This is a genomic window from Allosphingosinicella sp. (assembly GCF_046295735.1).
Classification (GTDB): domain Bacteria; phylum Pseudomonadota; class Alphaproteobacteria; order Sphingomonadales; family Sphingomonadaceae; genus Allosphingosinicella.
The window spans coordinates 90,582-103,362 of record NZ_JBKBMQ010000001.1 but is presented as its reverse complement, the minus strand read 5'-3'; the positions used below and the strand labels follow the sequence as shown (position 1 = coordinate 103,362).

At 67.8% G+C, this 12,781-nt stretch carries 10 protein-coding genes; 6 read left to right on the top strand and 4 right to left on the bottom strand.

Translation table 11 applies throughout. The annotated features are described in order from the left end of the window. The 3 genes from ACK4K7_RS00510 (at position 1) to ACK4K7_RS00500 (ending at position 2,168) form a co-directional block, all read left to right on the top strand. Positions 1–306 carry a DUF3297 family protein gene (locus tag ACK4K7_RS00510; protein WP_431863162.1) on the top strand — a complete coding sequence of 102 codons (306 nt, stop codon included), beginning with the start codon at positions 1–3 and terminating at the stop codon, positions 304–306. Continuing rightward, positions 303–1,637, top strand: coding sequence for a M24 family metallopeptidase (locus tag ACK4K7_RS00505; protein ID WP_431863161.1), 1,335 nt, complete (start codon positions 303–305; stop codon positions 1,635–1,637). The genes ACK4K7_RS00510 and ACK4K7_RS00505 overlap by 4 nt, the downstream gene beginning before the upstream one ends. 63 nt (positions 1,638–1,700) lie before the next feature. Then, complete coding sequence (locus ACK4K7_RS00500) at positions 1,701–2,168, top strand: hypothetical protein (RefSeq protein WP_431863159.1); 468 nt, start codon at positions 1,701–1,703, stop codon at positions 2,166–2,168. 178 nt (positions 2,169–2,346) lie between these two features. Here the strand turns inward: ACK4K7_RS00500 and ACK4K7_RS00495 are convergent, their stop codons facing one another. Then, positions 2,347–4,095 (bottom strand): DUF885 domain-containing protein, encoded by a 1,749-nt coding sequence (locus tag ACK4K7_RS00495; protein ID WP_431863158.1) that lies wholly within the window; start codon positions 4,093–4,095, stop codon positions 2,347–2,349. Between the two features lie 283 nt (positions 4,096–4,378). On the opposite strand from ACK4K7_RS00495, the gene thrS reads away from it, so the two are divergent. The 3 genes from thrS (at position 4,379) to ACK4K7_RS00480 (ending at position 10,119) form a co-directional block, all read left to right on the top strand. Beyond that, on the top strand, positions 4,379–6,382 hold the full coding sequence (gene thrS, locus ACK4K7_RS00490; protein WP_431863157.1) for a threonine--tRNA ligase: 2,004 nt from the start codon (positions 4,379–4,381) through the stop codon (positions 6,380–6,382). Between the two features lie 119 nt (positions 6,383–6,501). Further along, positions 6,502–7,032, top strand: coding sequence for a translation initiation factor IF-3 (infC, locus tag ACK4K7_RS00485; protein ID WP_431863156.1), 531 nt, complete (start codon positions 6,502–6,504; stop codon positions 7,030–7,032). A gap of 264 nt (positions 7,033–7,296) precedes the next feature. Then, positions 7,297–10,119 carry a TonB-dependent receptor gene (locus tag ACK4K7_RS00480; RefSeq protein ID WP_431863155.1) on the top strand — a complete coding sequence of 941 codons (2,823 nt, stop codon included), beginning with the start codon at positions 7,297–7,299 and terminating at the stop codon, positions 10,117–10,119. Between the two features lie 282 nt (positions 10,120–10,401). Here ACK4K7_RS00480 and ACK4K7_RS00475 read toward each other — a convergent pair whose 3' ends face one another. The 3 genes from ACK4K7_RS00475 to ACK4K7_RS00465 form a co-directional block, all read right to left on the bottom strand. Then, a complete protein-coding gene (locus ACK4K7_RS00475; protein ID WP_431863153.1) occupies positions 10,402–10,992 on the bottom strand; it encodes a hypothetical protein in 591 nt (196 codons plus the stop codon). A gap of 132 nt (positions 10,993–11,124) precedes the next feature. After that, positions 11,125–11,529, bottom strand: a complete 405-nt coding sequence (locus ACK4K7_RS00470; RefSeq protein WP_431863152.1) for a hypothetical protein — start codon at positions 11,527–11,529, stop codon at positions 11,125–11,127. Positions 11,530–12,428: 899 nt separating this feature from the next. Next, the gene (locus ACK4K7_RS00465; protein WP_431863151.1) at positions 12,429–12,716 is read right to left on the bottom strand and encodes a hypothetical protein; all 288 of its coding nucleotides are present in this window, start codon (positions 12,714–12,716) and stop codon (positions 12,429–12,431) included. Positions 12,717–12,781 lie beyond the last annotated feature (65 nt).

Here is a 12,781-nt window from a genome sequence, read left to right as displayed (position 1 = left end):
ATGTCCGATACGCCCCCCGACCGCCTGTCCAACAATCCGCGCAGCCCGCATTTCGACGTGGAGCCGCTGCGCCGCGGCATCAACGTCCGCTTCAAGGGCCGCGAGCGCACCGACGTGGAGGAATATTGCGTCTCCGAAGGCTGGATCCGCGTCGCCGCCGGCAAGGCGCTCGACCGCTACGGCCAGCCGGTCACGATCAAGCTCAACGGCGAGGTCGAGGTCTGGTATCCGGACGTGGGTCCCGCGGGGCAGGAACAGGGCGGCGCCGCCCCCGCCGAAGCCGATCAGGCGGAGGACGAGGCGTGAGCCGGCTCGCCGCCGCCTTGCTGCTCGCGCTCGCCGCGCCGGCCGCGGCGGCGGCGGCCCCGCCGATGCCCGACATCCTGCCGCTGCGCGAGCGGGCGGCGGTGCAGGACCGCTGGCTCGCCGAGCGGCTCGACGCGCTGGTGCCCGCGCTGATGCGGCGCGACGGCGTCGACATGTGGATCCTGATCGCCGGCGAATATAACGAGGATCCGGTCGTCAGGACGATGCTGCCGGCGACCTGGCTGAACGCGCGCCGCCGCACCATCCTCGTCTTCCACGACCGCGGGCCGGAGCAGGGCGTCGAGCGGATCGCGGTCACCCGCTATCCCGCCGGCACCTTCGCCTCCGCCTGGGATCCCGACGCGCAGCCCGACCAGTGGGCGCGCCTCGCCCAGATCGTGCGGGAGCGCGATCCGCGGCGGATCGCCGTCAACATGTCGGAGGAATTCCCGCTCGCCGACGGCCTCAGCGCCAGCCAGCGCGACGCTCTGGTCCGCGCGCTCGGCCCCGATCATGCCGCCCGGCTGGTCAGCCCGGAACGGCTCTCGCTCGGCTGGCTGGAGACGCGCACCCCGGCCGAGATGGCGGTCTATCCGCAGCTGCTGCGCATCACCCACGCGATCATCGCCGAAGGCCTGTCGCCGGCCGCGATCACCCCCGGCGTCACCACCGCCGACGATCTGCGCTGGTGGTTCCGCGAGCGCGTGTCGAAGCTCGGCCTGTCGACCTGGTTCCATCCCAGCGTCAACATCCAGCGGCCGCAGCAGGGCACCTTCTCGATCGCGACCATGGGCCTGGCCAGCGGCGAGCCGATCCAGCCCGGCGACCTCATCCACATCGATTTCGGCATCTCCTATCTCGGCCTCACCACCGACAATCAGCGCATGGCCTATGTGCTCCGGCCCGGCGAAACCGAGGCGCCGCGCGGCCTGCGCGAGGGCATGGCCGCGATGAGCCGGCTGGTCGACATCCACACCTCCGAGATGCGCGCCGGGCGCAGCGGCAACGCGACGCTCGCCGCGATCCGCGCCCGCGCCGCGCGCGAGGGGATCGAGGCGACGATCTACACCCACCCGCTCGGCTATCACGGCCATGGCGCGGGCGCGACGATCGGCCTGTGGGACGCGCAGGGCGGCGTGCCCGTCAAGGGCGACTATCCGGTCGAGCCGAACACCGCCTGGTCGATCGAACTCAACGCGGAGCGCGCCGTGCCCGAATGGGGCGGCCAGAAGGTCCGCTTCATGTTCGAGGAGAATGGCTGGTTCGACGGCCGCGCCTTCCGCTTCCTGAACGGCCGCCAGACCGAGCTGATCCTGATCCCCGGCGGCTGACCGGCGGGGAACAAAGCGGCGCTTTCATCCCTTTTTCCAGCGACCTGGACGAGGAGAAACGCCATGCGACCCGCCATCTTCCTGGCCGCGATGCTGGCCGCCGGAGCCGCCGGCGCGGCCGCGCAGGAACGGCTGCCGGTGCCGGGCGTCCCGGCCCAGTCGATCCCCGGCCCGCCGGTCGCCGGCGCGCCCAACGCCACCGCCGTGATCGACGCCCAGACCCGCACCACGGTGATCGAGGTCTACGGCACCGATCCCTGCCCGGCCAGCGGTCCGGACGAGATCATCGTCTGCGCCCGCAAGCCCGAGGAGGAGCGGTTCCGCATCCCGGAGAATTTCCGCGAAAACCCGCAGCGTCGCGTCAACGAGAGCTGGGCGATCAACGTGCAGGAGCTGCAATATGTCGGCCGCGAAGGTCCGATGAGCTGCTCGACCACCGGGCCGAACGGTATCACCGGCTGCTGGGAGGAAATGATGCGCCAGGCCCGCAACGACCAGCGCGTCGACCCGCAGGGCCAGCCCATTCCCTGAAGCCGGGGCTGAAAATCCTCCCCTGCAAGGGGAGGGGGACCAGCCGAAGGCTGGTGGAGGGGTGTCAGCGTCCGAAGACATCCTCCGCCGCCGACACCCCTCCGTCAGCCCTTCGGGCTGCCACCTCCCCTCGAAGGGGAGGATCCTTGACGCCGTCCGCTCTCGAAAGACGCGGCGCTCACGCCGCCGCTTTCTCCCGCGCGATCCACTCCAGCACGTGCCGCTCCAGCACGTCGAGCGGCACCGCGCCCTGCTCCAGCACCGTGTCGTGGAAGCGGCGGATGTCGAAGCGGCCGCCCAGCTCCTGCTCGGCGCGGGCGCGCAGCTCGCGGAACTTGAGCTCGCCGATCTTGTAGGCGACCGCCTGGCCCGGATTGGCGATGTAGCGGTTGACCTCCGCCTCGATATTGGCGCGCGACAGCGCCGTATTGTCCATCATGTAGTCGACCGCCTGCTGGCGGTTCCAGCCCTTGGCGTGCAGCCCGGTGTCGACCACCAGCCGCGTCGCCCGCCACATCTCGTAGGACAGGCGGCCCATGTCCCGCGCCGGCGTGTCGTAGAGGCCCATCTCGATGCCCAGCCGCTCGGTATAAAGGCCCCAGCCTTCGCTGAAGGCGGTGACGAAGGTACCGAAGCGGCGGAAGTCCGGCAGGTCGAGCTCCTGCTGCAGCGCGATCTGGTGGTGGTGGCCGGGCACCGCCTCGTGGACGCTGAGCGCCGGCACTTCCCACAGCGGCCGCTGGTCGAGCTTCGACGTGTTGACGTAATAGATGCCCGGAATGCCGGTCTCCAGCGAGCCGCGGTTGTAATAGGCCGTGGTCGTGCCCTCCGCCGTCTCGGCCGGGATCTCGCGGATCGTGTAGGGGAGCCTCGGCAGCGTGCCGAACAGGCGCGGCATGTGACCATCGATCTCCTTGGTGACCCGCGCCACCTCGCGCATCAGCTCTTCGCCGGTCCGGGGATAATAGACCGGGTTGGTGCGCAGCTCCTGGATGAAGGCCTCGCGGCTCGGGAAGCCGGCGGCGCGGGACACCTCCTCCATCTCCGCCCGGATGCGCGCCACTTCGGACAGGCCGAGCTGGTGGATCTGGTCGGGCGTCATGTCGGTGGTCGTCATCTGGCGCACGCGGAAGGCGTAAAATTCGGCGCCCTGCGGCTGGGCCGACACGCCGACCTCGCGGGCGCAGCGCGGCGCGACCTCGCTGAGGTAGAATTGGTGATGCGCGCGATATTCCGGGTAGAGCGTCCCTTCGATCAGGGTGCGGGCGCGCTGCTGCATCGCGGTCCATTCCGCCTCGCTCATGTCGAGCGGGCGGGTGCGGGTGAAGGGCTGGTAGAAGCGCGACCGGGCGGGATCGTCCACCACCACGCCGATGATGGTCCGGTCGAAATTCTCCATCGCCTCGCACGGCAGGTTGTAGCCCTGGCTCACCGCCTGGCGGGTGATCGCCATCGCCTCCCGGTTGGTGCGCGGATATTGCTCCAGCCGCCGCAGATAGCTTTCATAGTCCGCCCGGTTTCGGAACGGCAGGAAGTTCGCCATGCCGGCCGCTTCCTGGTGCCAGCCGGAGCGGTTGGTGAACAGGATGTTGCGCTGGCCGAAGCGGCTCGCCTCGATCCCCTCGCTGAGCGCGCGGCGCAGCATCGCCTGGTTGGTGCGGTCGGCCGGGCTGAGCTCGGCCGCCGGAATGGCGTCGAGCCGGGCGAGCAGCGCCCGCGCCTCCGCCACCTGCCGCTCGCGCGCGGCGAGGCTGATGTCCGCGACCTGCCCCTCGAAGCCGGGATAGCCGAGCGTCGAGGCCCAGACCGGATTGTTGCGTAGCGTCCACTGCCAATGTTCGTCCATCAGCCGGCGAAAATCGTCGGCCGGCGCCGCGACGGCGGGCGCGCTGGTGGCGAGCAGGGCGGCGATGATGAACGTGCGCAAATCGTGGTCCTCTCTCTCGTTGGGCGCGCGGACCCTAAGCCGTGCGAGCAGCATCCACAACGCCCCCGCCCCAATCCTCCCTGTGGAGCGAAGCTCCATGGGGAGGGGGACCGGGCGAAGCCCGGTGGAGGGGCAAACAGCGTTCTCAGGCTCGCGTCGCTCGCGCCCCTCCACCAGCCTGCGCATGGCCCCCCTCCCCATCGCCTGCGTCGACAGGGAGGATGGACGGGCGCTCCAACCCAAGCCCCTTGTCCCGCACCGCCGCCGCGCTATGTGCGGTTCCATGTCCGAGATGATCAAGATTTCGCTTCCCGACGGCTCCGTGCGCGAGATGCAGGCGGGGGCGACCCCGGCCGACGTCGCGGCGGCGATCGGCCCCGGCCTCGCCAAGGCCGCGCTGGCCGCGCGCGTCAACGGGGAGCTGCGCGACCTCGCTCGCCCGTTCGAGGGCGACGCCGAGCTCGCGCTCGTGACCGCGCGGGACGAGAAGGACGCGTTGGAGCTCGTCCGCCACGATTACGCCCATGTGCTGGCCGAGGCGGTGCAGAATCTGTTCCCCGGCACCCAGATCACCTTCGGCCCGGCGACCGAGGACGGCTTCTATTACGATTTCGCGCCCGCGCCCGGCCGCGGCCCGTTCACCGACGAGGACCTGCCGGCGATCGAGGAGGAGATGCGCCGCGTGATCGCCCGCGACGCGCCTTTGGTGCGCGAGGTCTGGTCGCGCGACGATCTCATCGCTTATTTCCGCGAGCAGGGCGAAAGCTTCAAGGCGGAATGGGCGGCCGAGCTGCCGGAAGGCGAGGAGCTCACCGTCTACCGCGCCGGCGACTGGCTCGACATGTGCCGCGGGCCCCATCTCGCCTCGACCGGCAAGCTCGACCCGCAGGCCTTCAAGCTCACCCGCGTCTCGGGCGCCTATTGGCGCGGCGACCAGAAGAATCCGATGCTGAGCCGAATCTACGGCACCGGCTGGCTGAACAAGAAGCAGCTCCAGGAGCATCTCGTCCGGCTTGAGGAGGCGGCCAAGCGCGACCACCGCAAGATCGGCCAGGAGATGGACCTGTTCCACCTCCAGAGCGAGGCGCAGGGCTCGGTCTTCTGGCACGCCAAGGGCTTCCTCGTCTGGCGCCAGCTCGAAGCCTATATGCGCCGCAAGCTCGACGCGGCCGGCTATGAGGAAGTGAAGACGCCGCAGCTGATGGACGCGCGCCAGTGGGAGCAGTCCGGCCACTGGGGCAAATATCGCGAGAACATGTTCATCGTGCCGGACGAGATTCCGGGCACCGACGACGACGCGCCGGTCCTGTCGGGCGACGCCGACCTGATGGCGCTGAAGCCGATGAACTGCCCCGCCCACGTCCTCATCTTCCGTCAGGGCATCAAGTCCTACCGCGACCTGCCGATCCGGATGGCCGAGTTCGGCTGCTGCCACAGGAACGAGCCGCACGGCGCGCTGCACGGCATCATGCGGGTGCGCCAGTTCACCCAGGACGACGCGCACATCTTCTGCCGCGAGGACCAGCTGGTGGGCGAGATCGTCGCCTTCTGCGACCTGCTCGACGGCATCTACCGCGATCTCGGCTTCTCGGACTATGCGATCAAGCTCGCGCTCAGGCCCGAAAACCGGTTCGGCGACGACGCGATGTGGGACAAGGCCGAGCAGATCCTCCGCGACGCCGTCCAGGCGGCGGGGCGGGCGACGGCCGAATATGGCTGGGAGGAACTGCCCGGCGAAGGCGCCTTCTACGCGCCCAAGCTGGAATTCCACCTGAAGGACGCGATCGGCCGCACCTGGCAGGTCGGCACCATCCAGGCCGACACCGTCCTGCCCGAGCGGCTCGACGCCTCTTATGTCGGCGAGGACGGCGAGCGCCACCGGCCGGTCATGCTCCACCGCGCCATCCTCGGCACGTTCGAGCGCTTCATCGGCATCCTGATCGAGCATCATGCCGGGCGCTTTCCGATGTGGCTGGCGCCGGTCCAGGCGGCGGTCGCGACGATCGTGTCCGACGCCGACGATTATGCCCGCGAAGTGGCGGAAAAGCTGCGCGCGGCCGGGATCCGGGTCGAGACCGACACCCGCAATGAGAAGATCAACTACAAGGTGCGCGAGCACAGCCTCGCCAAGGTCCCCTATCTCCTCGTCGTCGGCAAGCGCGAGGCGGAGGAGGGCACCGTGGCGCTGCGCCCGCTCGGCCAGGACGCGCGGCAGGAGGTGCTGGGCCTCGACGCGGTCGTCGCGCGGCTGCGCGCGGAGGCGCTGCCCCCCGATCTACGCGGCTGATCGGCCACAGCCGGATCGAAAGCGCGGCGGAGGCCTCCGCCGCTCTTTCAATTGACGCGTAGATTCACTAGGTAATCGGCTGGTACAGGTCCACAGGAGAAACCGCGATACGTCCCCCCATGAACCGGCGCCCGATGGCGCCGCCGCTGAACGGCCCCCGCTACAACGAATTCATCTCCGTGCCCAAGGTGCGCGTGATCGATGAAAATGGCGACAATCTCGGGGTCATGCTCACCGCCGAAGCGATCGAGCAGGCCGCCGATGTCGGCCTCGATCTGGTGGAGGTCTCGCCCAACGCCGATCCGCCGGTGTGCAAGTTCCTGGACGTGGGCAAATACAAGTACGAGGCCCAGAAAAAGGCCAACCTCGCCCGCAAGACCCAGAAGACGCAGGAGATCAAGGAGATCAAGATGCGTCCGAACATCGACGATCACGACTATGACGTGAAGATGAAGAAGATCCACGCCTTCATCGACGAGGGCGACAAGGTGAAGGTGACGCTCCGCTTCCGCGGTCGCGAACTCGCCCATGGCGAACTCGGCATGCGCCTCCTCCAGCGGGTGCAGGGCGACGTGGCGGAGACCGCCAAGGTCGAGCAGCATCCCCGCATGGAAGGCCGCCAGATGCTGATGGTGCTGGCGCCGAAATAGGCCCGCCGGCCGCTCGGACACGGAAAACGGCCCCGGGAGCGCGCTTCCGGGGCCGTTTTCGTGCGCGCGGCGCCGCGGTGGCGGAAAGTCCGAATCACGCTTTCCGTAGCGGCAGCCGCGGCACTGCGTTGCAAGCCGCAACTTATCTGTTGCGCAAATGCAATAATCGCCCGAATCTCACGCAAAACTGCGGTTCTCCGGCTGGCAGGACGGTCGCAAACCCGATAGCTCTTCATCCAAACGAGAATGGATGGAGGGGTTAAGATGAACAAATCCGTGTGGTTGATGTCGGTCGGCGCGTTCGCGCTTTCGACGCCTGCGTTCGCGCAGGACACCTCGTCGCCGACTCCGGTCGCCAGCCCGGTCGAGGCCGGGGAGGTTCGCGAACCGGCGGCCGGCGACATCATCGTCACCGCCCAGGGCCGCCGCCAGATCCTGCAGGACGTGCCGCTGGCCGTCTCCGCCGTCTCGGCCGAAAGCCTCCAGAACAGCGGCGCCAGCGACATCCGCGCGCTGAACCAGCTCGCCCCCTCGCTGCTCGTCTCCTCGACCGGCACCGAAGCGAACGGTTCGGCCCGTATCCGCGGCATCGGTACGGTCGGCGACAATCCCGGCCTCGAAAGCTCGGTCGCCGTGTTCATCGACGGCGTCTACCGCTCGCGCTCCGGCATCGGCCTCAACGAGCTCGGCGAGATCGAGCGGGTCGAGGTGCTGCGCGGCCCGCAGGGCACCCTGTTCGGCCGCAACGCCTCGGCCGGCCTCATCCACATCATCTCCAAGCGCCCGAACCTCAACCAGTTCGAAGGCTTCGGCGCGCTCACCTACGGCAATTACGATCATGTCCGCGCCGATGCCGGCGTCACCGGGCCGATCGGCGAGACCGGCCTCGGCTTCCGCCTCGACGGCGTCTACGTTCGCCGCGACGGCTTCTACAACGACGTCAACAACGACATCGACGTCAACAACCGCAACCGCCTGTTCGTGCGCGGCCAGCTGCTCTACGAGCCGAACGACGCGCTCTCGCTGCGCCTGATCGGCGACTATACCTGGCGCAACGAGCGCTGCTGCGGCGCCGTCTATCTCGACCGGCAGTTCAACCCGCTGATCGGCAATTTGAATGAACCGGCCAACCCGCTGCTCGTGGGCGGCGCGCCCAATCCGAACGGCAACAACATCATCAACGTGCTGCGCGATCTCGGCACGCCCGCGGTCGCCTTCACCAATCCGTTCAGCCGCAACATCTATGTGACGCCCGGCCGCTCCTATGACGGCAAGACCACCGACAAGGGCATCTCGCTGGAGGCGAACTGGGATCTGGGCGGCGCCGCGCTGACCTCGATCACCGCCTATCGCGATTATGACAGCTGGCAGGGCTCCGACACCGATTACAGCCCGGTCGACATCCTCTACCGCGCCGCCGACGGCAATTCCGGCCGCCGCTTCCAGACGTTCAGCCAGGAGCTGCGCCTCCAGGGCAGCGTGTTCGCGGACCGGCTGGACTGGCTGGTCGGCGCCTATTTTTCGAACGAGGATCTCACCACCCGCGACAATCTGCGGTTCGGCGCCAATTACGGCCGCTTCGCCACCTGCCGCCTGATCTCCGGTTCGGGCCTCGCCGGCTTCTACGATCCGACCTCGCCGGGCTGCATCACGCCGACCGGCCGCGCGGTGCTCAGCAACGCGCTCGCGCCGGCGGTGCCCTCGCCCTTCGGTCCGGCCGGTCCGGCGATCGTGGCCGGTCTCGATCGCCTCAACAGCGTCAACGATCGCGGCACCACGATCGACCTTTACGAGCAGAACAGCCGCAACTTCGCGGTCTTCACCCACAACATCTTCCACCTCACCGATACGCTGAGCCTGACGGGCGGCCTGCGCTACACGCGGGAGCGCAAGCGGTTCAACGCCACCTTCGGCAACGACAACACGGCCTGCGTCGCGCAGCAGCAGGCGCTGCTTCCGCTGCTCGCCAATCCGGGGCTCGCGGCGCTCGCGGGCGGCCTTATCGGCCTCACCTGCCAGGGCAATTCCACCGCGGAGCTGAACGGCGTCTCCATCAACGACCGCCGCAGCGAATCGGAATTCACCGGCACAGGCGTCGTCTCGTGGAAGCCGAACCGCGATCTCCTGCTCTACGCCAGCTATTCGCGCGGCTACAAAGCGGGCGGCTTCAACCTCGACCGCTCGGCGCTCAAATCGCCGATCCTGCCCTTCGCCTCCACCCCCGGCGGCGCGCAGGCGCTGGTCGGCAATCTGCAGTTCGACCCGGAAATCAACACCGCCTACGAAATCGGCATGAAGCTGACGCAAGGCGCGGTGACCTTCAACGCCATCGCCTTCCGCCAGCAGTTCCGCAATTTCCAGCTCAATACGTTCGACGGCACGGTGTTCCTGGTGCAGACCATCAACGCCTGCCGCGACAATCTGGGCGGTGGCGACCGCGATCAAAGCACCTTCCCGACGGCCGGCAACTTCAATCCCAATGCGGCCGCCACGGGCCGCTGCTCTCCGGACCGGGTCACGCACGGCGTCGTGTCGCAGGGCATCGAACTGGAAGCTTCGGTGCGGCCGTCGCGCGAAGTGATGATGACGCTCGGCGCGACCTTCGCCGACACCAAATATCGCGACAATCTGGTCGGCAACAGCAGCGGGGCTCCGCTCTCGCCGGCGCTGCGCCTGCTGCCCGGCAACAATATGTCGAACGCGCCGGAGATGGTCGTCACCGGCTCCTTCGCCTACACGCCGCCGATCGGCAATACGGGTCTGTCGGGCCTCTTCTACATCGATGCCCGCGTCACCAGCGATTACAACACCGGCTCGGACCTGTTCCCGCAGAAGGAACAGGACAGCTATGCGCTGGTGAACGGCCGCATCGGCATCCGCGGCCCGGAAGAGCGCTGGTCGCTGGAGCTGTGGGGGCAGAATCTGTTCAACCAGAATTACACGCAGGTCGCGTTCAACTCGCCCTTCCAGGCGGGTGCGAGCACGGCGCCCTTCACCGATCCGCAATTCCCGGGCGGGCGGCAGATCTTCTCCGCCTTCCTCGCCGAACCCCGCACCTTCGGCATCACCGGCCGCGTCCGCTTCTAAGCGGGCACAGGGCGCGAAAAAGGGCCCCCGCCGGCAACGGCGGGGGCTTTTTTGTGGGAGCCCGACTCCTCCCTGAAGGGGAGGGGGACCGCCGCCGAAGGCGGTGGTGGAGGGGTGCCGGATTGTCATTGCGAGGAGCAAAGCGTCGAAGCAATCCAGGGGCCTCCACGCCCATGGATTGCCGCGCTCCGCTCGCAATGACGGACTTGGCTCAGGCTAGGTTCTGGCCTCGGCTGAGGGCTCGACCTCCGGCCGGTGGAACTGCGAAGTCCAGACGGGTCTTCAATAGTTACGGGGACATTGTTCAATTCGGCGACTGCCGATCCATGTTAGACCGAGCGCCCCGGGCCCAGAGCTCCCGACCAAGCAGGCGCCGGGGCGATTCCAGCTCGTTGGATAGTGCGGTCCCCAGAAATAGGATGCTCGCCGAGCTGGCGCTTGGCTGTCCTCAACGAGGAGGAAGTAGCCGGGCGGCCTGCCGGGCCTCCCTCTTTCCTCGATGCCGACGATCGGTAAGGAGACCGTCGCCGCATGAGGATCGTACCGGCCGTTCAAATATTCGACAGCATTCCACCAAACCGACATCGATCCAAGAGATGCTCCCAGGAGCAAGGCCGCAGCGCCCAACTGGAGATAGGGCGTCCGGGACACGCTGAGCCAGCCCCGCCTGGCAAGATATTGCGCCAAGCTCACGACCAAGACCAAGGCAGGCGCGATCATGGCGAACCTGGCGGCCCAATGGGCAATGTCATAGCCTTCTGCCCAGAAGCTGTTCTGCACCGACGTGGTGATGGCGTAAAAAGGCAGGAAGGCGCCGCCGACAGCCAGCAGCGAGCCCACCAATCCCCTCATTGCCCCGCTGGTGATGGCCATCCTCGAATAGTGGCTAACGGCCGCGAGAACCGCAATGGCTGAAGGTGGAGGTGCGGCGGCGGCGGTGGTAGCGACTAGTTCCCGTCAGCGGCAGCGAAGCCCCATGCCGCATGACCGCCAGGGTAGAGGCAATCAGCTTCGGTGGGCGCCCATACTCCCGCAGGGCGCGCCGGGATCGGAGACACCGGATCGCGGGATGACCGCTATCGCTCTGCCGCCAACCATGACCTGCGCAGGGACATCAACGTCGCGCGCTTCGCTGAAATCCAGGACCAGTTCAGTCGGCGACAACCAGCGAAGAGTCACGCCGGAAGCACAGCCGTTTCGAACGGCGCCGTAAAGGCGGCCGGCCGGAACCGGCTGCTCGCCCTGGTGCGGAGCGGGATGCAGCTCGATCTCATAGCCGTAGGAGGTCGTCGCGCCGCCATTGGTTTCCAGCAGGATTGCATGCGTCAGCCCATCGGGGGCGTCGGCCCAGGCGACCTCCTCCCGGCTGTCCGTCCCGAAGATATCAAGGCATCCCGCCGGCATCAGCAACGCAGCGGAGAGAAGGACATCTCTCATCGAGCGAAGATGAACCCCTCCGAGATCGTCCGCAATGGCGGGAAAGCGGACATTTGCTACCGCACCACATGCAGAACACGCCAAGGGGTATCTCCGCTCGCACCAGCGAACAGCAGGTTTCCGCGAGCTATGGAGTCCAGTCGGATGAGGCCCTCGCAGTAATCATCTTTCGAGCAAACCTGCTGCAAGCCGCCACTGTCGTCGCAAACGATGGTGGCAATTCCGGCGTCTCGCGTGGCTTGGTCACAAAGCTGTCGTAGCGCGGCGAACGCGCATGCCTCCGGCGAGTATGCGTCGTCCTGTTCCACAAGCGGGCCGTTCTCGGTCCACTTGACGTGCTCGGCCAACAAGCACGAGCACTCGAGTGGTCCCGCCCCGTCACCCTTCCTGCCAAGGTAATAGATGAATTGGCGGCCTTGTAAGGGCGGCGGGGTCCACGCTGCGGCTTCCACTCCGAGCCGACCGGCGTCTGGCGACGGCGACGAGAGCGGGCGCGAAGTTCCCAGATAGACGCTAAGGCACATGGGGAGAGGCTACACGAAGGGAGGTCCTTGGGGAATGTCCGGGATTGGTCGTAAGCGGACGCCCCCGATCGGCCTCACTCCCCCTTGCAATGTAGGAATTCGCCTGCGACCCTCGGCGCGAACCGCTCTTTCGCATCGTTGGATCACCAGCCGTTCCGCCGCTTTTCTCTCCTCGCGCCGGGTGGGCGAAGTTCGCACTTTTGGTCGCGCAACACGTGCATGAAGTGAAGTTCGACGCGAATCCGCCGTTTTTCGAAGGGCGTTTCCCCGGTGAAGTGCAGCTTTGGGGTGGTTTCGGGCCGGACAAGGCCCGCTAAACCCCGCGCGAAGTACCACTTCGCGGCGATTTCACTCCAGTCCCAGCAGCCAGCGGTCGAGCCGGACCGGGCGGACCGGGGCGCCGGGGAGCTGGCGTTCGAGCTCGGCGCGGTGGCGCATGATCCACTGCAGGCAGGTGAGGCGGCTGTCGAACGGGTCGAAGCGCTCGCGGCTCGCGCTCAGCGTCGCGCAGTCGACCAGGAAGCGGGCGCCGCGCCGGCAGCCCGGGGCGCCGGGCCAGTTGCGCCGCGGCGACACGACGGCGGGGACCCACCAGCTTCGGGTCGGGTCCAGGCGGTCGACGTCGCATCGGCGCATGGCGGGTCTCCTCCGCGGGAGCGGGCGGGGGGGGGGGCGGCGGCGGGGTGGGGGAGGGGAGAACC

What these genes read in the sequence shown, in the direction of transcription:
- ACK4K7_RS00510 (WP_431863162.1), top strand. Translation starts at nt 1, where the DNA reads ATGTCCGATACGCCCCCCGACCGCCTGTCCAACAATCCGCGCAGCCCG.
- ACK4K7_RS00500 (WP_431863159.1), top strand. Translation starts at nt 1,701, where the DNA reads ATGCGACCCGCCATCTTCCTGGCCGCGATGCTGGCCGCCGGAGCCGCC.
- thrS (WP_431863157.1), top strand. Translation starts at nt 4,379, where the DNA reads ATGTCCGAGATGATCAAGATTTCGCTTCCCGACGGCTCCGTGCGCGAG.
- infC (WP_431863156.1), top strand. Translation starts at nt 6,502, where the DNA reads ATGAACCGGCGCCCGATGGCGCCGCCGCTGAACGGCCCCCGCTACAAC.
- ACK4K7_RS00480 (WP_431863155.1), top strand. Translation starts at nt 7,297, where the DNA reads ATGAACAAATCCGTGTGGTTGATGTCGGTCGGCGCGTTCGCGCTTTCG.
- ACK4K7_RS00475 (WP_431863153.1), bottom strand. Translation starts at nt 10,992, where the DNA reads ATGGCCATCACCAGCGGGGCAATGAGGGGATTGGTGGGCTCGCTGCTG.
- ACK4K7_RS00465 (WP_431863151.1), bottom strand. Translation starts at nt 12,716, where the DNA reads ATGCGCCGATGCGACGTCGACCGCCTGGACCCGACCCGAAGCTGGTGG.